At 43.9% G+C, this 26,496-nt stretch carries 23 protein-coding genes; 10 read left to right on the top strand and 13 right to left on the bottom strand.

What is annotated here, in order from left to right; all coding sequences use genetic code 11:
* Nucleotides 1-3: 3 nt before the first annotated feature.
* A complete protein-coding gene (gene pdhA / locus ACSW3C_RS16220; protein ID WP_238079850.1) occupies nucleotides 4-1,119 on the bottom strand; it encodes a pyruvate dehydrogenase (acetyl-transferring) E1 component subunit alpha in 1,116 nt (371 codons plus the stop codon).
* A 245-nt stretch (nucleotides 1,120-1,364) separates the two neighbouring features.
* Complete coding sequence (locus ACSW3C_RS16215; protein WP_486563853.1) at nucleotides 1,365-2,003, bottom strand: YkyA family protein; 639 nt, start codon at nucleotides 2,001-2,003, stop codon at nucleotides 1,365-1,367.
* 157 nt (nucleotides 2,004-2,160) lie between these two features.
* On the opposite strand from ACSW3C_RS16215, the gene def reads away from it, so the two are divergent.
* The 3 genes from def to rnjA all read left to right on the top strand — a co-directional run bounded on the left by def (nucleotide 2,161) and on the right by rnjA (nucleotide 4,830).
* A complete protein-coding gene (gene def / locus ACSW3C_RS16210; protein ID WP_486563852.1) occupies nucleotides 2,161-2,718 on the top strand; it encodes a peptide deformylase in 558 nt (185 codons plus the stop codon).
* 229 nt (nucleotides 2,719-2,947) lie between these two features.
* Nucleotides 2,948-3,157, top strand: coding sequence for a DNA-dependent RNA polymerase subunit epsilon (locus ACSW3C_RS16205; protein WP_238079853.1), 210 nt, complete (start codon nucleotides 2,948-2,950; stop codon nucleotides 3,155-3,157).
* 5 nt (nucleotides 3,158-3,162) lie between these two features.
* A complete protein-coding gene (gene rnjA / locus ACSW3C_RS16200; protein WP_486563850.1) occupies nucleotides 3,163-4,830 on the top strand; it encodes a ribonuclease J1 in 1,668 nt (555 codons plus the stop codon).
* Between the two features lie 79 nt (nucleotides 4,831-4,909).
* Here the strand turns inward: rnjA and ACSW3C_RS16195 are convergent, their stop codons facing one another.
* From ACSW3C_RS16195 to ahpA, 3 genes are all read right to left on the bottom strand, one after another.
* Nucleotides 4,910-5,569 carry a potassium channel family protein gene (locus ACSW3C_RS16195; protein ID WP_248511506.1) on the bottom strand — a complete coding sequence of 220 codons (660 nt, stop codon included), beginning with the start codon at nucleotides 5,567-5,569 and terminating at the stop codon, nucleotides 4,910-4,912.
* A gap of 287 nt (nucleotides 5,570-5,856) precedes the next feature.
* Nucleotides 5,857-6,306, bottom strand: coding sequence for a TlpA family protein disulfide reductase (locus ACSW3C_RS16190; RefSeq protein ID WP_486563848.1), 450 nt, complete (start codon nucleotides 6,304-6,306; stop codon nucleotides 5,857-5,859).
* 81 nt (nucleotides 6,307-6,387) lie between these two features.
* Nucleotides 6,388-6,930, bottom strand: coding sequence for a biofilm-specific peroxidase AhpA (gene ahpA / locus ACSW3C_RS16185; RefSeq protein ID WP_486563847.1), 543 nt, complete (start codon nucleotides 6,928-6,930; stop codon nucleotides 6,388-6,390).
* A gap of 244 nt (nucleotides 6,931-7,174) precedes the next feature.
* Here ahpA and ACSW3C_RS16180 point away from each other — a divergent pair, with 244 nt between their 5' ends.
* The 7 genes from ACSW3C_RS16180 (at nucleotide 7,175) to ACSW3C_RS16150 (ending at nucleotide 14,482) form a co-directional block, all read left to right on the top strand.
* The gene (locus ACSW3C_RS16180) at nucleotides 7,175-8,626 is read left to right on the top strand and encodes a hypothetical protein (RefSeq protein WP_486563845.1); all 1,452 of its coding nucleotides are present in this window, start codon (nucleotides 7,175-7,177) and stop codon (nucleotides 8,624-8,626) included.
* 149 nt (nucleotides 8,627-8,775) lie between these two features.
* Complete coding sequence (locus ACSW3C_RS16175; RefSeq protein WP_486563843.1) at nucleotides 8,776-9,318, top strand: helix-turn-helix domain-containing protein; 543 nt, start codon at nucleotides 8,776-8,778, stop codon at nucleotides 9,316-9,318.
* 13 nt (nucleotides 9,319-9,331) lie between these two features.
* Nucleotides 9,332-10,435, top strand: a complete 1,104-nt coding sequence (locus ACSW3C_RS16170; protein ID WP_486563842.1) for an ABC transporter ATP-binding protein — start codon at nucleotides 9,332-9,334, stop codon at nucleotides 10,433-10,435.
* Nucleotides 10,428-11,249 carry an ABC transporter permease gene (locus ACSW3C_RS16165; protein ID WP_238079861.1) on the top strand — a complete coding sequence of 274 codons (822 nt, stop codon included), beginning with the start codon at nucleotides 10,428-10,430 and terminating at the stop codon, nucleotides 11,247-11,249. The genes ACSW3C_RS16170 and ACSW3C_RS16165 overlap by 8 nt, the downstream gene beginning before the upstream one ends.
* The gene (locus tag ACSW3C_RS16160; RefSeq protein WP_486563841.1) at nucleotides 11,233-12,033 is read left to right on the top strand and encodes an ABC transporter permease; all 801 of its coding nucleotides are present in this window, start codon (nucleotides 11,233-11,235) and stop codon (nucleotides 12,031-12,033) included. The genes ACSW3C_RS16165 and ACSW3C_RS16160 overlap by 17 nt, the downstream gene beginning before the upstream one ends.
* Entirely contained in the window at nucleotides 12,030-13,103 is a 1,074-nt protein-coding gene (locus tag ACSW3C_RS16155; RefSeq protein WP_486563839.1) for an ABC transporter substrate-binding protein, read from the top strand. Before ACSW3C_RS16160 ends, ACSW3C_RS16155 begins: the two co-directional genes overlap by 4 nt.
* A gap of 179 nt (nucleotides 13,104-13,282) precedes the next feature.
* A complete protein-coding gene (locus tag ACSW3C_RS16150; protein WP_486563837.1) occupies nucleotides 13,283-14,482 on the top strand; it encodes an MFS transporter in 1,200 nt (399 codons plus the stop codon).
* Between the two features lie 40 nt (nucleotides 14,483-14,522).
* On the opposite strand, the gene ACSW3C_RS16145 is transcribed toward ACSW3C_RS16150, so the two are convergent.
* From ACSW3C_RS16145 to ACSW3C_RS16110, 8 genes are read right to left on the bottom strand one after another with little or no spacing between them, the layout of a single operon-like run.
* Nucleotides 14,523-17,120, bottom strand: coding sequence for a VWA domain-containing protein (locus tag ACSW3C_RS16145; RefSeq protein WP_486563836.1), 2,598 nt, complete (start codon nucleotides 17,118-17,120; stop codon nucleotides 14,523-14,525).
* Nucleotides 17,104-18,870: a vWA domain-containing protein gene (locus tag ACSW3C_RS16140; RefSeq protein ID WP_486563835.1), complete on the bottom strand. Its 1,767-nt coding sequence runs from the start codon at nucleotides 18,868-18,870 to the stop codon at nucleotides 17,104-17,106. Before ACSW3C_RS16140 ends, ACSW3C_RS16145 begins: the two co-directional genes overlap by 17 nt.
* Nucleotides 18,871-18,884: 14 nt before the next feature.
* Nucleotides 18,885-19,754, bottom strand: coding sequence for a DUF58 domain-containing protein (locus ACSW3C_RS16135; protein WP_486563833.1), 870 nt, complete (start codon nucleotides 19,752-19,754; stop codon nucleotides 18,885-18,887).
* Complete coding sequence (locus tag ACSW3C_RS16130; protein WP_486563832.1) at nucleotides 19,754-20,746, bottom strand: AAA family ATPase; 993 nt, start codon at nucleotides 20,744-20,746, stop codon at nucleotides 19,754-19,756. Before ACSW3C_RS16130 ends, ACSW3C_RS16135 begins: the two co-directional genes overlap by 1 nt.
* Nucleotides 20,747-20,763: 17 nt before the next feature.
* Nucleotides 20,764-22,269 carry a hypothetical protein gene (locus ACSW3C_RS16125; RefSeq protein WP_486563830.1) on the bottom strand — a complete coding sequence of 502 codons (1,506 nt, stop codon included), beginning with the start codon at nucleotides 22,267-22,269 and terminating at the stop codon, nucleotides 20,764-20,766.
* A gap of 17 nt (nucleotides 22,270-22,286) precedes the next feature.
* Nucleotides 22,287-23,135, bottom strand: a complete 849-nt coding sequence (locus ACSW3C_RS16120) for an ABC transporter permease (RefSeq protein WP_486563828.1) — start codon at nucleotides 23,133-23,135, stop codon at nucleotides 22,287-22,289.
* A gap of 1 nt (nucleotide 23,136) precedes the next feature.
* The gene (locus ACSW3C_RS16115; protein WP_486563827.1) at nucleotides 23,137-24,069 is read right to left on the bottom strand and encodes an ABC transporter ATP-binding protein; all 933 of its coding nucleotides are present in this window, start codon (nucleotides 24,067-24,069) and stop codon (nucleotides 23,137-23,139) included.
* A complete protein-coding gene (locus tag ACSW3C_RS16110) occupies nucleotides 24,066-26,474 on the bottom strand; it encodes a hypothetical protein (protein WP_486563826.1) in 2,409 nt (802 codons plus the stop codon). Before ACSW3C_RS16110 ends, ACSW3C_RS16115 begins: the two co-directional genes overlap by 4 nt.
* Nucleotides 26,475-26,496: the final 22 nt, after the last annotated feature.

Below are 26,496 nucleotides of genomic sequence, written 5' to 3'. Positions count from 1 at the left end.
CGGTTACTTCGACTCCTTCTCTGTATAAATATCAAGTTGCTCTTGTACGTTGTAAGGCAAGTCGCCTTTGTACATGATTTTTATGAAATCGCTTACCTTCTGTTTCGGTGCGCTGTCTGCTTTCTTGATTGCTTCTTTGATTTCTTCTTTCGCGCGTTCGATCACTTCGTTCTCTTTCTCTTCGTTCCAGATTCCTTTGGCTTCTAGGTATTTACGGAAACGGATCAATGGATCACGCTTTTCCCATTCACTATCAGTTTCAGAAGTCCGGTAACGTGTCGGATCATCACCAGCCATCGTATGTGGACCATAACGATAGCACATTGTCTCAATCAAAGTCGGGCCTTGCCCATTGATTGCACGTTCTCTTGCATCACGAGTCACTTTATATACAGCCAAAGCATCCATTCCATCTACGAGAATGCTTGGCACCCCTGCAGCTACACCTTTTTGAGCCAGTGTCTTGGCAGCTGTTTGGAGTTCACGAGGAGTAGAAATGGCATATTGGTTGTTTTGCACAACAAAAATCGCCGGAACTTTATAAGCTCCCGCAAAGTTGATCCCTTCGTAGAAATCCCCTTGGGAAGTACCGCCGTCGCCTGTATAAGTCATCGCAACCGCTTTCTTACCACGTTTTTGATAACCTAACGCAACACCTGCAGCTTGGATGTACTGAGCTCCGATGATAATTTGCGGCATGAAAATATTCAAACCGTCCGGTATGATGCTTCCCTCAAAATGTCCGCGTGACCAAAGGAATGCCATATGTAATGGAAGACCATGGAATACGATTTGTGGCACGTCACGGTATCCTGGGAGGATAAAATCGTCTTTTTCCAAAGCGTAATGGGAAGCCAATTGCGATGCTTCCTGCCCAGCTGTCGGAGCATAGAAGCCCAGACGCCCTTGACGGTTCAAGGAAATCGAACGCTGATCCAAAATTCTTGTATACACCATGCGCGACATCAACTCGACAAGTTCTTCATCCGATAAATTCGGATTCGCTTCCTCGTTGACGATTTCGCCTTCTTCGTTCAGTATTTGAAACATTTCAAACTTTTCTTCAATAGAATGAAGCGTTTCCACCGGATCGAACTGCTTGTCTTTTTTTGCAGCCATATCGGCAACTCTCCTTTGCATCTGTATTATGATGAATGTTCCAATCGATTGATACAATTATCATTCCTTCTCAGTATACTGAAGTGCAACACTTTGGTCAATCATTGAAACGGCGACGCTCACGAGGCATTTTACGTTATCACTATTACATTAAAATAATAAACTGTAATAACACAACTCACCATCTGTATTATAATAGAATGGAAAAAGATGAGGAATATAGCTTCCCCATCTTATCTCTTCCTTTATTCCTTTGAGTTCAAACTTGAAAAGAGTTTATCTTTTAATGTGTTCACTTCTTTTGTTGTCTGATTAAAATCTTCAATCGCCGATTTCACTTTGCCGTTCAATGAATTGATTTCTTCCACTTTCTCTTTCAGCTGATCGATATCAGCATTTTCACGATCCAGCATTTCGTAAAATTCTTTTTGCTTCGCCGCTAGACTTTTATAATCCTCGGAGAACAAAGTATGCAAATCATAACGTTTGTCGAGCAGTTCCTGGAGCGTTTTAATATCTTCTTTTTCTTTTCCATCTGCTTTCTCAATAACATCTTTTAATTTGACTGCAGTATCTTTGGAAGAACGGATGGAATCCAATTCCTTATCTAACACTTTCAATCTATTATCGACAGAAGCGATCAGTTCCTCGACATTTCCTTTGACCTTATCATCATCTTCCTTCGTCAATTCCATCGTCGATTTAAACAGCTCCTGCTCACGCTCTTCTAGTTTAGTCAATTCAGCCTGCGCATCCCGGTATGCTTTCTCTGAATCGCTCATGCTTGTCATCGTATCTGATAGTTTTTTCTCCACGCTTCCCCCAAAACTGCATCCAGCAAGAACGATGCAGGAAACAGCCAGAGCGATAAATCCCTTTTTCACGTCGGCAACCCTCCAAGTGATTGTTTATATTTCTAAAAGAATTAGGTAAACTATATCTTTTCAGAACACCAATTTCAAGTTAACGCCTTAATTCTTTTACCATGTGGACCATTCGATTATACTAGTAAGAAAGAAGGCAGTGAAAGGAAGAAGAATCATGATTTTAATGAAAGATATCATACGTGAAGGCCATCCAACATTGCGAAAGGTTGCTGAAGAGGTCACTTTCCCGATCAGCGAGGACATCAAACAGCTTGGCCTTGATCTGCATAATTATGTAGTGAATAGCCAAAACCCTGAGATGGTCGAAAAGTACGGTTTACGTCCGGGCATCGGCCTTGCAGCTCCGCAGGTGAATGAGTCGAAAAGAGTTTTTGCTCTTCATATAGAGGATGAAGGAAAAATCGAAGCGAGCTTTATAGCGATCAACCCCAAAATCATCAGCCATTCTGTTGAAATGACTTATATTACGTCCGGCGAAGGCTGCTTGTCTGTCGATCGGGACGTGGAAGGTTTTGTTCCGCGCTATGCAAGAATTACTGTGAAAGCCTATGATGTGGAAGGCAAAGAATTCAAGAAACGGCTAAAAGGCTTGCCTGCGATTGCATTCCAGCATGAGCTGGATCATTTGAATGGCATTATGTTCTATGATCATATTGATCAAAAAGCGCCATTCAAAGAGATTCCGAATGCCGTCCCATTTGTAAGGGAATAATACTTGACAGAAAGTTCCGATTGCGATATACTATTTTCAAGGAGTGATATGCCCATGTACAAACGCCTGAAACGGAAATTGTTGAAACGGCTCAATGGCATACTCGGGAAAAAGACAATCGCATAATAATAGCCCGCCATTCGCTTGGTGGGCTTTTCTTTATTTTACGCAAATGACGTGATAATATGAAGAGAATAAATTGAAACGAACGTAAAAGGAGAGTTCACGCATGATTTACAAAGTTTACTACCAAGAGGACAAAGAACAAGTACCTGTACGAGAAAACACGAAGAGCTTGTATGTAGAAGCTGCAACTGAAAGAGAAGTCCGCGCAAAATTGAAAGAACGCAACTACCATATTGAATTTATCCAGGCTCTCGAAGGAGAACATCTGGAATATGAAAAAGCTTCCGCCCACTTTGAGATCGAGCAGGTTTGATGGCGATGAAGTTAATTAAAAACAATGAAACTGCCGTTTTCGCTCTAGGCGGACTAGGAGAAATCGGCAAGAACACCTATTGCGTCCAATTCCAGGACGAAATCATCTTGATTGACGCGGGCATAAAATTTCCGGAAGACGATCTTCTAGGGATCGATTATGTCATTCCGGATTATACCTTTCTAGAACGCAATGCGGATAAAGTAAAAGGCCTCTTTATCACACATGGTCATGAAGATCACATCGGCGGGATTCCATACTTGCTTCGCAAATTGAACATTCCCGTTTATGGCGGCAAATTGGCCCTCGGATTATTGAGAAACAAACTCGACGAACACGGCTTGCTTCGATCTACTAAAATGATAGAGATCGACGAAGATGACGTCATTAAATTCAGAAAGACTTCTGTCTCCTTCTTTAGGACAACCCATAGTATTCCTGATGCCTTCGGAGTAGTAGTTAAGACTCCTTGTGGGAATATTGTCCACACAGGAGACTTCAAATTCGATTTCACTCCTGTCGGGGAGCCGGCCAATCTGGCGAAGATGGCTAAAATCGGCAGCGAGGGCGTACTTTGTCTATTATCAGACAGCACCAATGCTGAAGTGCCAAATTTCACCATGTCCGAACGAAAAGTGGGAGACAGCCTGCACGAGATTTTCCGTAAAGTGGACGGACGAATCATTTTCGCCACATTCGCTTCGAATATCCACCGTTTGCAGCAAGTGATCGAGGCTGCACAAACGTACGGACGGAAGATTGCAGTGTTTGGCCGAAGCATGGATAATGCGATTACGATTGGACGTGAATTGGGCTATATTGACGCACCAAAGGAATTATTTGTCGATACCCAGTCGCTCAATCGCCTTCCGGCAAACGAAGTCATGATCCTTTGTACAGGAAGCCAGGGAGAACCGATGGCGGCACTTTCCCGGATTGCGAACGGGACGCACCGACAAGTCCAGATTCAACCAGGTGATACAGTCATCTTCTCCTCCTCCCCTATTCCAGGAAACACGCTGAGCGTCAATAAGACGATCAATGCTTTGTTCCGGGCAGGAGCTGAAGTAATCTATGGAGCATTAAACAATATCCATACATCAGGCCACGGTTCGCAAGAGGAACAAAAACTGATGCTCCGGCTGATCAAACCGAAATTCTTCATGCCAATCCACGGAGAGTACCGGATGCTGAAAATGCATACAGAGTTGGCAGTCGATTGTGATGTGGAACGAGATAACACCTTCATCATGAGCAATGGAGATGTACTCGCCCTTACGGATAGCAGCGCACGGATTGCCGGCAGAATCCCTTCGGGAGACGTCTATATCGATGGCAGCGGAATCGGCGATATTGGAAATGTCGTACTAAGGGATCGCAAAATCCTGTCTGAGGACGGATTGGTCATTGTCGTTGCTACAGTCGACAAGAAGAAGAACCGGGTGGTCTCCGGTCCGGACATTATTTCCAGAGGTTTCGTTTATATGCGAGAATCCGGATCGATGATCAGTGAAGCCCAGTATTTGCTATCAAAAGAACTGCAAAAGAGAATAGCAAATGCCGGAAGCGAATCGAATTCATTGAAGAGCGATATTATCGAAATTCTATCCCCATACTTATATGACAAGACCAAACGCCGTCCGATGGTATTGCCTGTCGTGATGGAAGTATAAAACTGAAGTGAACAAGTTAAAAAAGGCGGCATCTCGACTAATACGAGATGCCGCCTTTTCTTTATTTCTATTTGCTGAATTAATGAAGTGCCTTCTTTTCAAACCGGTGGATGTCCAGATCCGATCCGATGACGATTAAAATATCGTTCAGCTCAATCTCCTCGATTGCAGCTGGGGAGACAAGTATCTGGGAAGCCCGTTTAATGGCAACGATGTTGACGCCGTACTTGGCACGGATGTCCAAATCAATTAACGTGTAGCCCGCTAATTTTTCGTTCGCTTGGATCTCGACAATAGAGTACTCATCCGACAGCTCCAGATAGTCTAGGATATTGTTGGACACCATGTTATTGGCTATTCTCTTCCCCATATCCCGTTCGGGGTGTACGACCTGGTCCGCTCCAATTTTCCGCAGTACCTTTTCATGATAATCATTTTGAGCTTTTACGGTAATGCGCTTGACTCCAATTTCTTTCAAAATAAGCGTCGTCAATATGCTGGCTTGGATATTCTCTCCGATCGCCACGACAACATGCTCAAAATTCCGGATTCCAAGTGAGCGCAATGCAGATTCGTCCGTCGTATCTGCTGCAACCGCCTGTGTTGCAATCTGCGCGAACTCATCGACCTTCTCTTGTGATATATCTATTGCCATTACATCTGCGTCCAATTCAACAAGTTCATTCACGATACTGCCGCCGAACCGGCCCAGTCCAATGACTACAAATTCTTTTTTCATCGTATTTACTCCCTTATGTATTTGAAAGATGCCCTCAGTGTACCATATAATGGGGCCTCCCCTCAAATTGCTCTGCGAGATCAATAATGATCTTTAGACGACTTCTCCTTCATATAGGCGTCAAAAAATCACAAAATGCAGTTTTTCATCCCGTATACAGGAACGAAGTGGAGCAATGACCACCACCTTCCCGTTTCTCATGCTCATTTTTCGGGCAAAAAAAATCAGGTGAAGAAACACACTCGGCTTCTCCTCCTGATTTATAAGTGGGCTTAGTCAGCCAGCCCTTATCGCTTCATTTCATCCAATACACGATTTACCCGTTTTTCAAGCATTTTCATGCCGCTACCGCCAGCTTGGAAATGGCGCAGCTGGCCGTCTTTATCGAATACATAGTATGCAGGTACATATTGATTATCGTACGCATCTGTAAGCTTCAGATCACTGTCGACAAAAATGGGCTGCGTAATGTCATGTTCTGCAGCAACTTCTTTAATCTTGTCGAGGTCTACATCGTCTTCTGAACGTGGCATATGCACTGCAATCACATTCAATTCGTCTTTGTATTGATCGCGGAAGTTGTTTACATCTGGCATTGCTTCTTTACATAAATGACAGCTGATTGACCAAAAATGAATCAATGTTGGCTTTTCACCTACTAATTCATCTTTCGTCACTTCGCCGTTCAACCAAGTTGTCGCGCCTTCCAGTTCAGGCATTTGATCCCGTAGCTTCATGTTTGTCTCTCCTCCGGTTTGAAAAGATCCCCACTGCCTATAGTATGCATGGGGATCCAAATTGGTAATTTCAAATCAAAATTAAAGAGTTTTTTGACCTGGTCTCCAGTTTGCCGGGCATAGGCCGCCAGTTTGAAGAGCTTGAAGAACGCGCAATGTTTCATCTACATCGCGTCCGATGTTGTTATGGAAAACAGTTTGGTATTGCATTTCGCCTTCAGGGTTGATGATGAATAGACCGCGCAATGCGATACCTTCTTCTTCAATCAATACGCCATATTCGCGGGAAACAGCGTGATTTGTATCAGCAGCAAGCGGATATTTCAAGTCGCCAAGACCGTTTTCTTTGCGATCTGTGTTGATCCATGCAAGATGCGTGTGGATCGTATCAGTCGAAACGCCGATCACTTCTGCATCAAGGTCTTCAAACTCGTCGTAACGATCGGACATAGCCGTGATTTCAGTCGGACATACGAAAGTGAAGTCCATTGGATAGAAGAAAAGCACTGTCCATTTGTCATTTTTCATATTTTCTTCAAGACTTACTTTACCGAAAGATTTGTCTGGAAGTACAGCTTCCATCGAAAATTGTGGTGCTTGTTTACCAACCATGCGTTCAGCCATTTGTTGATCCCTCCAATAGTTCTTTGCCAAGGGCAATTCCCTCGGACAATTCTCATTTAGAATACCAAATGTTGTTCACCTTTTCAATTAGAATGGCTCGAATCTAATAATTATTATTATAAATATGTCGGATTTCTTCATCTTTTGTCGTCCGAATTGATAGCCCCTATCAATTCGCCTTCATGTTTAGTGAGCAGCTGATTGAGGAACTATAGAAGTAGATGCTAGAAGAAGGACGGATATTATGCAAACAACCATCATCCCATCAACACTGGATGTGATTCAATCACATATGTCATTTTTTCTTCCATTCGGATTTGACGCGCGAAAAAAGGATCGGATTATTGAAGCGCTGGAAGAACACGGTTACCCATACTTTCAGTTAAAGAAAGCAGATGAATGGGGCGATATTTACGGACCCGGCATTCAAGTCGGCGGTAAAGAATTGGAGCAATATTTCTATCCCTATGTTGAACATAAGTTATTCCCTTTATCCATAAAAGATAGAGGGTTTCATCGATTTACAAAGCAATTCGACACGCCTTTCCTATTCTCCATCCGCGACGAGCAATGGCATTATATCGTCCGAAGTGTTGATATTATCCTTGGCCCGTTTGGCCTCGCTTTTCTCACAGTTCGTGTTGAAAGCAGAGAATCGTGCGCCGACTTGGCAGACGTTCTTGAATTTATGCAGCATTTCAGGGCGATTGATACCCATCTCATGGAAACAAAAGGTTCTCACATCGTACTCGAAAACGGTGAAGCCCTTTCGATTTACAACTTTTTATTAGAAACGCTGTGTCCCTTCCTAAAGACATATATGATAAGCGATAAAAGGCTTGAAGGGTATTTCGGCTCCCTTCCCTATTTCGACGATGAACGGATGTATGCCTCTGCCTTCCTGTTCACGAAAAACGGAAGTGAAATTACGGAAGAGCAGTTATTCCGAATGGGCAATCTGAACGGTAGAACCCCATCGGGAGAAACTTTTGTCTCTGCCCATAATCCTGAATATATAAGACGATCACTCGCCCATACCTTGCATGATCGCTGGTCGCCGCATACATACACGGTCACGACCGAACATGCCTATGTAACGGTCACGGATCAAGCACCTGACGCCATGCAGGATGAACTCGTTCATTATATGGGTACGCATTACTATAATTTTTTAATCCATTACTTCTATCGCATTATGTTATTGCGGGTTTCCTACGAATACAGCGAAATCGTCTGGAGCAAAGATGAAGAGTACGTGAAATCACTAATAAAGTTAATCACGTTGTTTTCTTCCTGGTACTATTTCAGAGAAATCAGCACCCGTTCTGAAGGAAAAGAGCTCTCTTTGGCATTCTATAAAGCCTTCAATATCGAAAACTTATTTAATGAAGTTAACTTATCCCTGAATGAATTGTATAAAGCCCAGGAGAACAGCAGAGCAGGACGCATGAATATGTTATTATTCATTCTCACTGTCTTTACTGTTGTGTCAGGTATTTATGGTATGAACCTCGTCATTTCGGATTGGGAAGATCCATTCGGCTGGAAAAAATATACCTCTTATACGTTTTTCGAATGGATTTCGCTAGTGACAGCAGTAAGTGGCATCGGCCTTTCCGGCTATTTGATCGTCAGCATGCTGATTAAGTTCATTTTGCGAAAATCAAGGGATAAAAAGTCCGATCTGTATATGTAATCAAACCGGTTTCCTGCCCAGGCGGCAAGGACCGGTCTTTTTTTAGTTACCCACTTGATTTCCCAGTGTAATTTTGTATAATAAAAAAGGTTTATAGTAAACTTAAAGTACAGTATTACTAAACTCCGAAAAAAGAGGAGGGATGTTGCGTGCAAATCGGAGGGAAGATCAAGAAACTTCGTTTAAAAAAAGGACTTACCCAAGAGGAACTAGGTGAACGGACCGATTTAACGAAGGGATACATCTCCCAGTTGGAACGTGAATTAAACTCACCTTCCATCGAAACTCTTTTCGCCCTGCTCGAAGTGCTTGGCACAACACCGAAGGAATTCTTTGAGGAACCGAAAAAAAATATGAAAGTGGTCTATTCTCCTGAGGACCAAACAACATATACGAACGACGAACACCAATACAGCATTCGTTGGTTAGTTCCACGTTCAAATGAGAACGAAATGGAACCGGTACATATCACCTTCGAACAAGGCGGTGAGTTCAAACAATTTGAACCGTCACTTGCGGAGACGTTCATTTACGTGTTGACAGGCAAAATCGAAGTAGAGCTAGGCAAAAAACGGTACCTTGCGAGTGCAGGCGAATCCGTCTATTACGAGGCGTCCGACCATCACCGGGTTTCCAATGCAAATGATGGCCCGAGCGAACTGATACTTGTAGCGACAGAATCTTATTTATAAAGGGAGGTCCACCATGACTACTGAACCAATTATCCGCTTTGAAAACGTATCAAAGCGCTATGGCACGGACACAACCGTGTTGAATGAAGTTTCTTTTGAAATGGAAAGAGGTAAATTTTATACATTGCTAGGTCCATCTGGCTGTGGGAAAACAACGATCCTGCGATTAATTGCCGGCTTCATCGAACCGAGTGAAGGCAGCATCTTTTTTAATGGCCGTAAAATCAATGATGTACCGGCCAATGAACGCCAAGTGAACACCGTGTTTCAAGACTACGCTCTCTTTCCTCATTTAAATGTCTATGAAAATGTCGCTTTTGGGCTGCGTATTAAAAAAGTGAAAAAGGCGGAAATTGATCAGCGCGTAAAAGAAGCATTGAAGTTCGTCAATTTGGAAGGCTATGAAAATCGGGAGATTACCGAAATGTCTGGTGGACAACGTCAACGTGTCGCTATCGCCCGTGCCATTGTCAACGATCCTGAAGTAATTTTACTTGATGAACCGCTTTCGGCTCTTGACTTGAAGCTTCGTTCCGAAATGCAATATGAGCTTCGTGAATTGCAGCAGCGCCTTGGAAAGACCTTCGTATTCGTTACCCACGATCAAGAAGAGGCTCTTGCCATGTCGGATGAAATCTTTGTCATGAATGCAGGAGTCATCCAGCAATCAGGAACACCTATTGATATTTATGATGAGCCGATCAACCGCTTTGTTGCAGACTTCATCGGCGAATCCAATATTGTCTCCGGACGGATGATCGAGGACTATGTAGTCGAATTTACAGGGAAGCGATTCGACTGTGCAGATGCCGGCTTACAGCCAAATGAGAAAGTGGATATTGTACTCCGGCCAGAGGACTTAGAGATTACTTCTACAGATAAAGGAAAATTGAATGTCAAAGTGGATACCCAATTGTTCCGCGGTGTCCATTATGAGTTATCTACGTATGACACAGACGGGAACGAATGGCTCGTCCACTCCACTAAGAAAGCAGAAGTCGGAGAGATGATCGGCCTGGACTTCAATCCTGAGGACATTCACGTCATGCGTTTGAATGAAAGCGAAGAAGATTACGATGCACGTCTCGAATCGTATGGAGCATTGGAAAATGAATAAAGGATTACAGCGGATCTACATGCTTCCCTATGCACTATGGATTGTGCTGTTTGTTGTGGCGCCAATCGCACTCGTCCTTTACTATTCGTTTTTCGATATAACAGGACATTTCACATTTAGTAACTACAAGAGTTTTTTTTCGTCGACCTATTTGACGTTAACCATCAGCTCATTCTGGTATGCCCTGCTCATTACGTTCTTTGCCCTGCTCGTCTCATACCCGACAGCCTATCTGTTGACGAAGACAAAACATAAGCAGCTTTGGCTTTTGCTAATTATTATCCCTTCGTGGATTAATCTGTTGCTGAAAACGTATGCCTTTATCGGTCTGATGGGACTCTATGGTCCTTTGAATGCTTTCCTGGAAGCGATCGGCATCGGCAAGCAACAAATTCTGTTCACCGATTTCAGCTTCGTCTTCGTGTCGGTTTATATTTTTATTCCGTTTATGATCCTTCCGATCTTCAATGCGCTGGATAAGCTGAATCCTGCGCTGATCGACGCTTCCCGTGATCTTGGGGCAAGTTCTTGGACAACATTTAGACGGGTCATCTGGCCTCTTACTTTGAATGGAGTGAAATCAGGTGTTCAAGTCGTATTCATCCCTGCTCTGTCGTTGTTCATGATTACCCGGTTGATTGCCGGAAATAAAGTCATTACACTCGGAACCGCCATTGAACAGCAATTTCTCGTCACGCAGAACTGGGGCATGGGTTCGACGATCGCCGTCTTCCTCATCCTCTTCATGTTCATTGTGATGGTCATTACAGGCGGCAGCGATAAGGGGGCGTCCGTAAATGAAAAAAATAAATAATTTACAAAAACTATATCTAATTGCTGTGTTTATCATTTTGTATGCCCCTATTTTCTATTTGATTTTTTATTCGTTCAACTCGGGCGGCGGCATGTCTCATTTCGAGTCATTCACCTGGGAACATTATGCCGCAGTCTTTGAGGATAAACGACTCATTGTCATCGTGCTGAACACCGTAATCATCGCATTGCTCTCCGCCCTGCTTTCCACAGCAATCGGCGTGCTTGGAGCAATGGCCATTCATTTCATGCGCAATAAAGGCATGCGGAATGCTGTACTTTCATTAAACAATATATTGATTGTCAGTCCGGATGTTATTATTGGTGCTTCCTTTTTGATTCTATTCACGATGATTGGCGTGAAGCTCGGATTCGCCTCGGTGCTGATTTCCCATATCGCGTTCAGTATTCCGATTGTGGTGATCATGGTTCTTCCGAAATTGCAGGAAATGAGCTCCTCCTTAATCGATGCGGCGTTAGATTTAGGGGCGTCTAGAAGGGATGTCGTGACACGGGTTATTCTGCCTTTCATCCAGCCAGGCATTTTCGCAGGCTTTTTCTTGGCGTTAACGTATTCGTTGGATGACTTTGCCGTCACCTTCTTCGTGACCGGAAATGGCTTCTCTACCCTTTCCGTCGAGATCTATTCTATGGCACGTGCAGGAATCACTCTGACTATCAATGCACTGTCCGGTTTGATTTTTGTCATTACCGTCATACTCGTTCTTGGTTATTATGCTATTAGCAACCGGACGAAAATGCCTCTTACGGGGGTGAAGAAATGAAAGAATTGCTTCGAGGCGCCATTCTGATCGTGGCCGTTTCCCTTATCTTGCTGCTGATCAATGACAATTTAAGTGAAGGCAGCAATAAAACAGGGAAAAACATTTTGACCGTTTACAACTGGGGAGAATACATTGACCCCGACCTGCTGAAGCAGTTTGAAAAGGAAACGGGCATAAAAGTGATTTACGAAACATTTGATTCTAACGAAGGAATGATGGGGAAAATCGAACAAGGCGGGACATCCTATGATATTACGATGCCGTCTGAATATATGGTAGAAATGATGGCTGAAAAAGATTTATTGCTGCCTATCGATTACAGTCAAATTCCGAACATCAAACATATTGATCCTTATTTTCTTGATCTTCCGTTCGATCCGGGCAACAAATTTTCCATTCCGTATTTCTGGGGAACGGTAGGCATTGCTTACAACCCTGATCTGCTCGATGGCCAAACATTCGAAAGCTGGGAGAATCTTTGGGATCCGTCCTTAAAACAACAAGTTATTCTTGTAGATAGCGCAAGGGAAACAATTGGCATGGGGCTGAATTCCTTACATTACTCCTTGAATTCAACTAACATCAATGAATTGCAAGAAGCGACCGAGAAGCTGAAAAAGCTCAGTCCGAATGTGAAAGCGGTCATTGGAGACGAAGTGACTCAATTAATGGTGAACAACGAAGCGGCGGTTTCACTCACTTGGTCTGGCCAGGCAGCTGATATGATGAGTGAAAATGAATCAATCGACTATGTTGTGCCCGAAGAGGGCTCCAACTTATGGTTTGATAACTTTGTCATTCCACGGACCGCCAAAAATATTGAAGGCGCTCACGCTTTCATCAATTTCATGCTCGATCCGGAAGTAGCGGCACAGAATGCCGATTATGTTGGTTATTCCACGCCAAACCTGACAGCGCTTGACTATATGGATCCCGAGGTGGTAGCAGATGAACGCTTCTACCCAGATGAAGACACACGCAGCCATTTGGAAGTGTACAAAAACTTAGGTCTTAAAATGTTAGGTATATACAACGAACTCTTCCTGGAATTCAAAATGGATATGAAATGATCAAAGCTGTCACAGAAAGCGGATTTCTGTGGCAGCTTTTTCAATTGCCACGGGTCATACTTCATTATCAATTCATTCCCTCTTACTTTTTCGGTGCCTAACAGTATGAGAACGCCAGCCACATATGATAAAATATTTCAGAATGCGAAATGTTATGTAGATAGAAAGAGGGGATGCCGATGACAACAGCTTCATCGAAAGCCGCATTATATATATTAATGTTTAACATGTTTATTGCCATGTCAGGTATCGGTCTCATCATTCCCATTATGCCGCAGTTTCTGGGCACATTCGGCGCGGCGGGAAAAGTACTTGGATTTCTAATTGCCATCTTCTCTTTTGCACAATTTATTTTCTCCCCACTTGCAGGAAGCCTGTCAGATCGACATGGTAGGAAAAAAATAATTATCTTTGGCCTAATTATTTATGGCCTGTCCCAGCTGGCCTTCAGTTTATCGACAGAAGTCTGGATGCTGTTCATTGCCCGTTTCTTCTCCGGTTTCGGCTCAGCTTTTATCGTGCCGCCGATGATGGCATTCGTTGCGGATATTACTGCCTACGAAGATCGTGGGAAAGGCATGGGGCTGCTCGGTGCATCCATGTCACTCGGCTTTATGATCGGACCAGGAATTGGAGGCTTTCTCTCAAAAGTGAGTTTGGAGTTCCCATTTTATGTCGCGGCAGGCGCAGCCATTTTTGCCGCGCTTTTGTCCATTTTCATCCTGCCGAATCCTGTGCCAACGACTGAACAGGCACAAACAATGAAAAAACAGGATAACATATTGGCCCAATTGGTTCGATCAACAAAAACACCTTATTTCATCATGTTGCTTGTCATGTTCGTTTTCTCATTCGGACTTGCGAATTATCAATCCACGATCTCTTTATACGTAGACCATAAATATGGGTATACGCCTTCTCAAATTGCCGTATTGATTACAGTCGGCGGGTTTGTCGGCGTCATTGTCCAAACTTTTGTCATCACCCCGCTATTTAAGCGTTTTGGCGAAATGAAAGTTATCCTTTTCAATCTGGTACTCGCTGCCTTATCCATGGTATCCATCCTGGCGGTCAATACATTTTGGACAATTTTGATGGTCGCTACCGTCTTTTCGATTGCTACATCCTTGCTTCGGCCCGCTGTCAATACGCTCGTTTCCAAATTGGCTGGAGATGAACAAGGGTTTGCAGCCGGCATGATGAATGCTTACATGAGTTTAGGAAATATGGTCGGCCCAGCGCTGGCAGGCTCCATTTTCGATTTCAATATTGCGTTTCCTTATATTTTAGGAACGGCTATCCTCTTGATCTGCTTCGGGATTGCAGGCTATTGGTCCAAACGAAACGCAGCGCTCTTACATTCAACAAGAACAGCATAGAAATGCCCATCTGACTGATAGAGTCGGATGGGCATTTCCCTTATCTTCGTTTTTTCGCTTTCAACAGCTCGGAAACATGGCCGGACTCTTTCTGCTTTTCATTTACAATCGATTCTGTCTCGCGTTTCTTCATCGGTTTCCCTTCGATGAGCCCGAAGCGTCGAATGGTGATATCAATGAAAAACAGCAGCATGGCCGCAAGTAAAAAGTAATTTCCAATCGGTAATCGATTACCGCTTTTAAATGGATGCTGCCTGAAAACTTCTGCGGGATTTTCCACTAAAGGTTGCCCCCCGGTCTTTTCGGCAATTGCTTGAAGAAGCTTAGTATTTGGCTCTCCTGGTTTGAATTCTGCACTATAAGGTACAGAAACGCCTGCTTCGAATAAGCCGCCACGATCATCCGTCACCCCAAAGAAGACGAGACCGGGTTTAGACTCCAGCGTGACGCGTGTTTTCCCAGGTGCCAGCGGTTCAGTTGTAACAGGGATTTCCTCTCCCTTTTCATTCACCACGGCAATATCCAAAAACGCTGCTTTTCGAGAACTGTCGGTTACGGTATAGGTTCCTCCCCGATCATGGGTAATCATATACGGCACATCTTCGTAACTCGGTAATAGTCTGGAGATGGCTGTATTCCAAAACTCAGGGTAGTGTTCCCATCTGGCCAAATCGCCTGACCATTTGCCCGTTGAATCGGACATGAAGGCGATTGTTTTTCCTAATCCATAACTCCACTCCGCCAAAACCGGGTCATTTTTTGGACTTTCCGCAACAATGGTCGCTGTACTTTTCGGCGTCGTGGCGATGTAAGCATTCATTTGAGGGACACCCTCGCTGAAGAGAGCCAGCCACTTAGGCACTTGATGGAAGGACATGTAGAAAGGGTCGTCTTCAATATATGTCCTTGTCATCATCGTTGTTTCACGCGTCAGAATGGAAGGGACTGTCGATTCATCAATGACATTATAAAAGCGTCCTCCCCCTTGCTCAGCAAGTTCTTCGAGCAAAGCACCATCCGCATCCGAACCGATAGCAACTGTAGTAAGCGTAATATTGTTCTTTTTTCCTTCTTTGATTACTTCCTCATAATCAGGAGGCATCGGCGATTGGCCATCTGTCATCAGAATAATATGTTTTCGCTGTAATTCCAAATCGGCAAGATCTCCGTACGCTTTCTCTACAGAAGGGAAAATGTCAGTTCCGCCACCAACAGGAATAGACAGGATCTTTTCCATGGCATCTTGCTTTTGTAATGGCCCAACAGGTATCAATTCCCATATTTCATGATCAAACGCCGTAAAGCCGAATGTATCATCATCTCTTAGCAGTTCGACTGCACGAGCCGCCGCCTCTCTTGCCAGGACAATTTTCGAACCTGACATACTGCCTGATCTGTCTAAGGCAATGACCAAGCCTAAAGAAGGCAATTGCTCCTTCCCTTTCACTTCCATTTCAACTGGCAGAAGCCGTTCGATCGGTGATTTGAAATATCCTCCCAAACCAAAGCTTTCCTGGCCTCCAACCATCATGAAACCGACTCCGAATTTTTTAACAGCCTGTTCAATAACGGTCATTTTCTGCTCACCGACTAAATGCCCCGGAACATTATCAAAAATAATAGCACTATATCCAAGATAGCCTGAAAGCGATTCAGGAAGCTGCTCAGCAGACACAACATCAACAGCCAAAGAGCGCTGATCGAGCAATGGCGGAATAGCAGATGGGTTATCTTCTGTTTCGACTACTAAAATATGCGGCGATTTTTCAAGCATCGTCACAGAAAGCATCTTGTTGTTTTCGAGGAAGCCATCATCCGGAACGATGAGCTTCGCTTCATATTTTAATAAACCCTTTCCAGAAGCCGTTGTTTTAAATGAAAATGCATTCTTTCCTTCATCTAATTGAACCATTTCACTTAGGACCTCTTCGTCGTTCCGGTAGATGATCACTTGGCCATTCGTTGCCGTAGATGATTCAACGTCCAGTTCGATGAATTGCTGCTCCCCTTCATAAGCCGTTTTCGGTGTTTCAAACTTTGTAATAGAGGCGTCCTTACGATTGGAACGGTTGAGCAGTACCGTATCAATTTCTACTCTTCCGCCTTGGAATTTGGGAAGTATCTCTTCCAGCGATCCATCTGTCTCCAAACCGTCCGTCAGTAGGACGATCCTTGTGGCAACGTCCTTCTTTGCAATACTGGCCGCCAGATCGATCGCTTTCCCAATATTTGTCGCGTCACGGTTTTCCATCGGCTCCATTTTAGGCAAGCTAATCTCATTGTCCGTCAATTGTACATCCGTGCGGAATCCCCCTGCAAATGAATAAATACCGACGGTCTGATTCGATTTGCGATGTTGCAAACTATCGATGATCCAACTATCAGCCGTATCACCTGCATTCTCTATCGAAATGGAACGGTCCACAACGAACAGCACTTGCTCTTCTGTATCGTGAAGCCGAAGATAAGGTACGGTTAATGCTAGAACAACACATAAGATCGTCAAGCAGCGTAGGATGAAAAGCACAACAGCTCTGTCTTTCACTTTTAACTTGGAAGTCTTCCACGCATACACCAGATAAATCACAATGGGAATTAGCAATAAGAGCCACAACGGATGATCAATTCGAATATCCACGTCTGCGTTGCACCTCCCATTCCATTACGAGGAGAAGAAGAATAGGTAAAAGAAAAATCCAACCGATTGATTTTTGCCCTACTTCTTTTTCATTTCCCTTCGATTCCATTCCAATCTTATACGATGTGCCATGCCCCAGTTTTTTTTCTTCCTGCTCGAGTTGAACAGAAATAAGGCTTTCCCGCTTATTGTCGATAAGTTTGTATATCCCCGGTTTTTGCGGCGCAACAAAGTCAGTGCCGCTAGAAAATGACGATTCGTACTCATCTTCCAAATTAAAAATTTCAATCTCCTTCGTATCCGCATGAGACAAAATCGCTTTCCTTTGGGAAGGACTGAACGTTCCTCCTACAGATGATCCGGAGCGGAGCGACTCCGTCACACTCCAAAAGAATAGTGGAAAAGAGGGATGAAGCGGCCAGTCCGTCATCTCAACATCGGCTAAAACGACAATATCTCCACGTTTAGATCGCTGGATAAACGGCTCATCTCCAATGCTAGCAATGGTGTCCATTCCTTCGAATGGCGGATAGAGAGAACTGACATATACGTCGTGAATCGGCGCGATGGAAAACAGTACATCTCCATTGTCTTCTAAAATACCAGAAACCGGATGAGCATTTGCATCATTTCTGCCGATCAGCAAAATAGGCTGTTCCCCTTCCTGCAAAAAGGAAGTTTCATTCGACACTAAAATGGTAGCCGTATTTTGTCGCTGTTTCATTTCGTTAATTGAACCAGCCGTCACATCCATTCCTATCGCCTGAAACGCTTTACGGATTAATTCATGAAGTTGACTGTCCACCATGGCATCTGAAATTTCGTCACCTAGTAGAATAAAAGCTTCATTGTCTACATCATACTGATCATCAACAAGGAGTTGTGCCTTTAGAGCGATTTGAGAAGGCAAATCCTTAAAAGAGATCAATGTCTCTCCTTCACTCTTCAAAGTAAACTTCTTTGATCCCAATTTTCCACCATGTAAGGCATCTGTGATCTGGAGGGTTCCATCCACTTCCTTCTCTGATTGATTGACAAGCTTGACAATCGCCTCTGTTCCATCAGCAGTTTTGACTGCTCCAAACTTATCAATCGAAACATTTGCAAGGTTTGGCTCGCTTGCGTGGACGTAATAATCGATCGCTTCATTTCCATCTGAGAAAACGGATCGATCCAAGTAATCAGTGAAAATATGGACAGTCGCAGATTGGTCGGCTACAACCGATTTCATGAACTCCAGTGTTCTGCCCATGTTTTCATGATCGTATGTAACCGACAACTTTCCAATGGAAGCCTGAATGACTTCCAGGTTAGTTTCATCACGCAGCACCAATTCCGGCTCCTTGCCTGTCGTGATGATCGTTATCGCATTCCCTTTATTGTCTTCGGCTAATTGGGTCATTTCTTGCTTATTCACCTCAAAAATGGATGATCCATCTTCTCCTGCAAGCATACTTGCCGAGGTATCAACAACAAAAACGATTTGTCTTCCCGCTGCTTGTTCCGATTTCACAAAAGGTCCCAGTAAAACAAATAGAAGAAGAAGGAGCGCGGCCATTTGCAAATAAAATAAAGCGTTTTGCTGCAAGTTTTTTAAGAAAGGGGATGCTTTCGTTTCTCGCATGGATTGTTCCCAAAAGAGAGTTGAAGAAATCGTCCGAGTCTCATACCGCTTTCTAAAAAAATAATAGAGCAGGACAGCCAAAGGAAAGATGACTGTCCAGCTATTCACTACATGATTAAACCCCACTTGGCATTCACTCCCTACCGTACCCAGCCTACATGTCGCATTTTCTTCGATACCGTATCCAAAATTCCATCAGCCACTTCTGCCCGAACGGTCTGGATACCGTATTTTTTGGCCAAACTTAAAAATTTTGATTCATGTTCTGATTTTCTGTCCATGTACTGTTGTTTGGACCTTGAAGTCATCGTCACTTCCACCGCTTGCTGTGTCTCCATATCTAGCAGACGGATATCTCCTTGAAGCTGAGGCTCTTCCTCGGATGGGTCATGCACAGTAATCACACGGCAATCTTTGCAAATTCCTGGAAGCCTCTTAAACAATTGCTCCCATTTTCCCAATGGTTCCAGTCCGTCCGTAATAATAAATAAAACCGTGACCGCCTTTGGTATATGGCGTAGTGCATAATCTGTGAAATCCCCAGGTAATGTCGGCTGATCGATTTGGGTAATAAACTTTTTCAGAGCTGCGCGCTGCAAGGCTCCTTTTCTTCGAAAGAAATACTCTTGTTGTTCATTTTTCGTAGAAAAAGTAACCGTATCACCACTCTTTAAACCGATCTGACCAATCCCGATGGCGAGTTGCCGGGCAAAATCCCACTTCTGTTCAAAGCCCATTGATTTTGTGGCGTCTAACAAAATGTGTATCCGCATTTCTTGTTCATCTAGAAATTGTTTAATAAAAGGTTTATCCGTTCGAGCATATACATTCCAATCAATATGCCTAAGATCATCACCTGGATGATATTCCCGAAAGTCAGAAAACTCGAGAGACGTGCCCGTCTTTGTTGAACGATGCGTTCCTTTGTGATGGCCCAGGTATCGGGAACGTGTCACAATTTTCAATGGACCGAGACGGTTTGCGAGGCCATCTGGAAATAAATCCGCCATTACAAGGCTGCTCCTTGACGCGTTTCCTCCACCAGTTTGTCAATCAGGCTGTCGACATTAATTCCTTCCGCCTCGCCTTCATAATTGACAAGAACTCTGTGCCGCAATGCCGGTTTCGCGACAGCTTTAATATCAGAAATCGAAACATGGAACCGTCCTGCCATAAAAGCCCTGGCTTTCGCAAGTCGAATAATCGATTGCAGCCCCCGTGGCCCGCTTCCATACTGAACATACTTCGTCCACATGTCTCCGGTCTCTTCTTTCTCATATGTGGAGGTGACCAAATCGACTGCGTACTCAATCATGTCATCTGCAATGACAATTTCTTTGACCATTTCCTGGGCAATACAAATCTCTTCTTGTTGCATGACTTTACGGACAACGATACTTCTGGCTCCCGTTGTGCGCAACATAATCTCTTTCATTTCTTCCTTCGTTGGATACGGCAGAATGATTTTGCACAGAAAGCGGTCCATCTGGGCCTCCGGCAAAGGATAGGTGCCTTCCATTTCAATCGGGTTTTGAGTGGCTAGAACGAAAAATGGCCGAGCCATCTTTCTCGTCTCTCCCATCACTGTCACCGTTTTCTCCCCCATTGCCTCTAGGAGAGCACTTTGTGTTTTCGGCGTGGCACGGTTTATTTCATCTGCCAAAACCATCTGGCTAAAAATAGGGCCCTCTTTGAAAACAAAGCGCTGGGTGCCGTCTTCACTTCTCTCCAAAATACTAGTTCCCGTAATATCCGCCGGCATCAGATCCGGTGTGAATTGAATTCTGGAAAAGGATAAATCCAAAACTTCGGAAATTGTACGAATTAGCATCGTTTTTCCTAACCCTGGCAGCCCCTCAAGCAAGGCATGCCCGTCAGCTAGAATTGAAAATAAGGAGAATTCAATTGCCTCTTGCTGCCCGACGATAAATGTACTGATTTCCTCTCTTACTTCACTTAATTTGCTGCTCATTTCTCCAAACTGCTCAGGTGTGAATGACATATCTACAACTCCCGTTCTCATTCGATTGACGAAAAATAGTCAGATAGAATTCTTTGCAAATCCGGTGACAATTCCATCTTCTCTGTGCTTCGTATATACGAATCTTTATACTTGCCGACCACTTCTTCGTAAGGACGGATTGTACCCCGTTCCACTAAATCATCACGTTCGTTTTCTTCTATGAAATTGCCTTTGCCCAGATCTCCCTTGACTGTTGAAGGGTCTCCTGAGGTACCAAATCGGTCAAACGGTATGGACAGAAGATCACGGCCGCCTTTCCCAGTGCCTGCCCCGTTTCCTCCTGAGCCTCCGCCTGAGCCTGAGCCTGACCCTTGACCTTGGCCCTGACCCTGGCCTTGGCCTTGGCCTTGGCCCTGACCCTGGCCTTGGCCTTGACCCTGGCCTTGGCCCTGACCTTGGCCTTGACCTTGACCTTGACCTTGGCCTTGACCTTGGCCTTGACCTTGGCCTTGACCTTGCTGGCCTTGGCCTTGACCTTGGCCTTGACCTTGGCCTTGACCTTGGCCTTGACCTTGCTGGCCTTGTCCTTGGCCTTGACCTTGCTGGCCTTGACCTTGGCCTTGACCCTGACCTTGGCCTTGACCCTGACCTTGGCCTTGCTGACCTTGACCATTTTGTTGTCCATTCGGATTATTGCCTGCTGAAGCCAGAGCAGGTAAGGATGGCGATTTGCCGATCTTATTTAATGCGCTTTGTGTCTCACCTGTCTTCCGAGCTAATTTATCCGTAAGGTTTTGGAGGTCCTCCAGTTCTTTCTTTTCGTCATTTGTCAATCCGTCTGAATCCTCGGAAGTGGATTGGCTCTTCTCTGCGAGACGCTGTTCCTTTAATTTTAATTCCTTTTGTTTTTTAATTGCTTCTCTCAATAATTGTTCAGTCGTTTCGGCCTCCCGCAAGTTTTTTGCAAGGGATTCAAGCTCCTTTTTGACTTCATCTGTCTTTTGCTTTTTGGCCAGCTCCTCAATTTCTTTCGTAAACTCTTTCACAATTTCTTTTTCGGCCATTTCCGATTTTGCCTCTAACTGTGCTTCTGAAGGAAATAGAATGAGAAGACTGAGGACGAAAGAAGCAATGCAAAAACTAATCAACATGGCACTATTCCATATCTTCTTCTTCCGTTTCTTGAAAAGTTGTAGAGCCTCATTTGATTGATTTTCCGCTTGTTGCACTAACAACCGGCCCATCGATGACTCTTCGACCCTTTCATCCACCGCGGTCACAAGAAGATTGTCCGGGAAATAATGATCCAACCTCCATTTGGCCTCTTCGTATGTAACTCTGCGTAAAATGATAAATACAATTGTCGCGGCAAGGACTAAACCTGCTGCAACAACGGCAAACCATGCATAGTTAGGGAGGACAAACAGCCGGGAAGAAACCATGACAATGACCGATCCTAGTACCGATAAAAACAATCCAGCCTGTATCATATAAACAGTCTTTTCGAATTGAAGCTTCCTCTGGGCTTTGCGAATAACGTCACGCAATATTCCTTTCCGCACTATTCATCCATCTCCCTTCACTTCCGTCTCTTTGTGTTGACACGTAATTTTTTAACTGCGATCAAAATCGCGATAATGGTAATTACTCCATAAAACAATAGAAAACCAATCCAAATTGGAAAATCTACTTTTGTCATTTCTTCCACCATTCCTCGAACGCCAGGAGATAGAAAAGAAGCAAACAGGACACCCGGGTTAATGGATGCTAAGAAATGGCCAATGTAAGATGGTGTTACAACGGTCCCCGTTTGATTCATCATTTTCATTTGCATAGTAATGATGAATAAAAAGCCGGTCACAACAGAAAGGAATAGCATTGTACCATAGGTGGCGATCATGGAAACGACCGTTTTTCTAATTAGCGTTGAGAACATGACACCTATGCTGCCAAAGGCGAGTAATATTACAAACAAGAATAAAAATATCTTAATGAAATCCCATGGTGAAATACCGCCAAACAGAAAGACCAAACTATATACCGGCATGCCCGCAATGATTAAAAATAGCAAAAATGCTACCGAGGAAAATAACTTTCCTGAAATGATCTGAAACGAACTTTGCGAAGTCGTCAATAAGATCGGCAGTGTTTGCTTTTCCCTTTCAGAACTGATTGTTCCCGCTGTCAACCCAGGGGCGGTGAACAGGACGAGTCCTAATTGAATGTAGGACAGGAAAGCGAAGAGCACAAAACTCTCACTCGGCCTGAAATAGGATGTACCCGATACTGTAACTGTCATGAAGATGTATCCAAAGACAAATACGCACATCGCCAAAAGGAAAAACAGCATGCCGTTGAACGACTTGAACGATCTAAATCGTAATTTAAGCTCCTTGAAAAGAACCGGATTTGTTCCAATCAATTTCATTTCACTCGGCTCCTTTCGTTATTTCCATAAAGACGTCCTCTAGATTCGTCACATGTTCCATGAATGAAACAATCGGAATTTCCTTTTTGACTGCTTGTTGCAGTAAAGAGATTTGACTTTCTTCATTCCCAACATACTTAAACGTGATTCCATCCCATGTTTCAAGCATCTCAATAGTAGAAACATGAGGCTGTTCTTCAAAAAATGACAACGTTCTGCTGACTGCATCGACTGGCACTTTGACTGTAATTACTTTTTCACCTTGAAGTTTGGCTTGGATTTCTGGTACGGAACCATGAGCGATCAATCTCCCATTATCGATCACTCCGATCTCGTCGCACATCTCTGCTAATTCAGGAAGAATATGAGAGGAAATTAATATTGTCTTCCCCATTTTTTTTAGCGTTTTTAAAATATCTCTCATTTCCACTCGCGCACGTGGATCTAATCCGGAAGCCGGTTCATCTAAAATGAGAACCTTCGGATCGTGGATAAGACTTCGTGCCAGACAAAGTCTCTGCTTCATACCACGCGACAGCAGATCTACGTAGGAATATCGTTTATGAGATAGATTCACAAGTTCTAGCAATTGCGGAATTAACTTTTTCCGTTCCTCCGCAGGTATTCCGTAGCTGGCACCATAGAAATCCAAATATTCATCTGCTTTTAATTGGTCATACACGCCGAAGAAATCCGGCATGTAACCGATCAATCGCCGGACAGCAGCCGGTTTTTCTCTCACATTGACGCCGTCGATGATCACGTCTCCAGAAGTGGCTTCCAATAAAGTCGACATGATGAGGAAAGTAGTCGACTTCCCGGCCCCGTTCGCACCAACGAAGCCGAAGACTGTGCCTTCATGTAAAGTTAAATTTAAATTATCCAATGCTGTAAAGGAGCCGTATTTTTTAGTGAGTCCTTTAATTTCTATCATTTCGCCACCTCGCCTTCAATCTTTAATTGAGGTGCCCGCGCCTCTGTCCCTTGCTGTGCATCATGGAAATCCATCCGAATCTTCACTTGGCCATTCGCTGGAATATAAGGATTCGGATGATCAATGGTTATTTTCTTATCTGCCGGAAGTGCATCATATTGTTCTGTTTGGTTGTTCCAGATGGTGACTGCATAGCGGTCTGTTTGAATTTTGGATAGTTCAATTGTCTTCCAGCCCAAATTATGTTTCAGCAGTTCTTCTGGAATTTGCCACGTTTGAATATATACATCTTCATCGAAATAATAGGTATCTGACTGATATCCGATTGAATGAGCTTCAAAGTTGTTTGTCTCCGAAATAAGCTGAACTGCCATTGCTTCAGGGTCGACGGTGAATGAGCCATTAATTTCAACCTTCGCTTCAATTGGCTGCATAATCATCGTTAAAGCGGATGTTTTTGCTGTTTTGACATTTTCCAAATTGACATCGACGAGCTGTGTATCCGTATAACCGGAAATCATCGGTTTTGCTGGTGCTGTCATAAACGAATCAGCGAACGAGACGATGCTTTCTTTCCTCATTTCCATTAGGTCGTCACTTTGGATCGGACTTGGTCCATAATACATTTGATTGGATCTTCTCGCGATAAGAGCGGATGTTTTTAATGTTTCTTTTACATCTGCAGTTTCTCCAGGACCGAGGTCACCGACTTTGATTTGTCTAGTTCCGGACCATATGATTATATCTGTTAACGCAAATGGAAAATGGTTCGTTACGGTTCCAGTCAGCTCTTTATCACGCACGATCAGATCCGTTTCGATAGACCCCTCTGATTCAATGGAAGTTTTCCCTGCCAATGAAGCAACATTCCAATAGCCAACATCCCGCAAATGCATTTTCGATCCCGCTGCATCTCTTTCCAGCATTGCTGTTTTATGTGCTTCTATCTGAGTTGGGCCGAACAGCATATTCATCGATGTGGATGCACTCAGAGACGTAGTAGGAGGTGCATTAAAAGTGAAATCCCCTGATTTATTCGTCAGGATCGTCTCAACAAAATAGCCTTCCATCCCGCCTTCAGGCAAGACATTCAAGACTGCGGTCTGCTGCAGTTGGGCTTTACCTATCCGATCTTTTGCTCCATAAGCAAAAATAAAGATAGAAGTCATAATTGCGATTGTCGGGACAATCCACCAAGTATGTTCCCGTTTATCCTTCTTCTTCAGGAAGATGTATAAGACTGGAACGATAATTATGATATAGAGAATGATAATTCCGACTAATAGTGGCGCAGAAACTTTAAAAGAAGGGAATAATTCATTTGCATTCCCGATTGTATATCGAATGGCTTCTAATGGATTTTCATAATAGCCTTGGCCGCTTGCTAAATTTTTTTGTACTTGGGCATTTAGCAGCGCATTCCACCAAGAAGTCGTTCCTGCCATTTTAGAAAAGGGCTCATCTCCAAAAGAGAAGGACGTCTGGATAATGGCTCCATTTCCAACTTCCCGTATGCCTGCTAACGGCTCAGAAGCCGAACCGTATAACACTTGGGCACCTTCACGAACGGACGCTTTTGATGAGGCGATTGGCGTGTCAAATTGTTCTGAGCTTGCCCATTTATTTAAGACGGATGGATCAATGGTACCCTTACCCTCTTGTTTTAATGGAAGCAAGTCGGAAAACAAACCTGATTCAGCACTTAATTGATCCGAGTCGCTGAAGACAACAATCCCGCCTTGATTCACCCAATCCACTAACGCTTGCTGTTCCTTTTGTGGTAGATCGGCTACAGGGTATTCATCGAAAACGATAAAGTCAGTTGCACCCCAGCCATCTGCTTCTTCTGGAAACTGGTTAACACCGACCTTTGAGGCATCGATCAACTGCGTCGAAGAGGTATTAGGAAATCTGACTCCGCGCAAACCGGCAAGGCGATCCATATTGCCCGTGAAAGCCGTGATCAGTTTGACATCATCGTAATACATGGCAGTGACAATTTGTTTTGATCCTTTATGGTCAATTTCTTTCCCTTTTTTCCATCCACCTTCATAAAAGTGAATGGACTTCGCATTGCTAGAAGACCCATACATGTTGTAATCAAACATCCGCGGGATAACGAATGTAATGGTTTTCGTCTCACCCGCTCCAATATCAAGCGGGAAGGATTCCCCAATACCGGTATCATACGATTGCTGCAAATCAATGACGACATCGCCGCTGAATGCAGTCCCTTTGTTTTCAATGACAATTGTCACTGGTGCTCCCCTGCCATATTTCGCTTTCCCATCTATGCCTGCGGTAACTGTAGCACGAAGTTCAGGTGCCGCCATTGCATGAGTAAGCGGGGTCGCCAATAAGGCGAACATGAACAAAAGAACGATTCCCCACCTATTTTTCAACATTCCGATAATCCTCCCATCAATT

The organism is Sporosarcina sp. AD_1 (genome assembly GCF_057373025.1).
The sequence above is the reverse complement of the archived record's forward strand: the minus strand, read 5'-3'. Positions and strand labels throughout refer to the sequence as shown.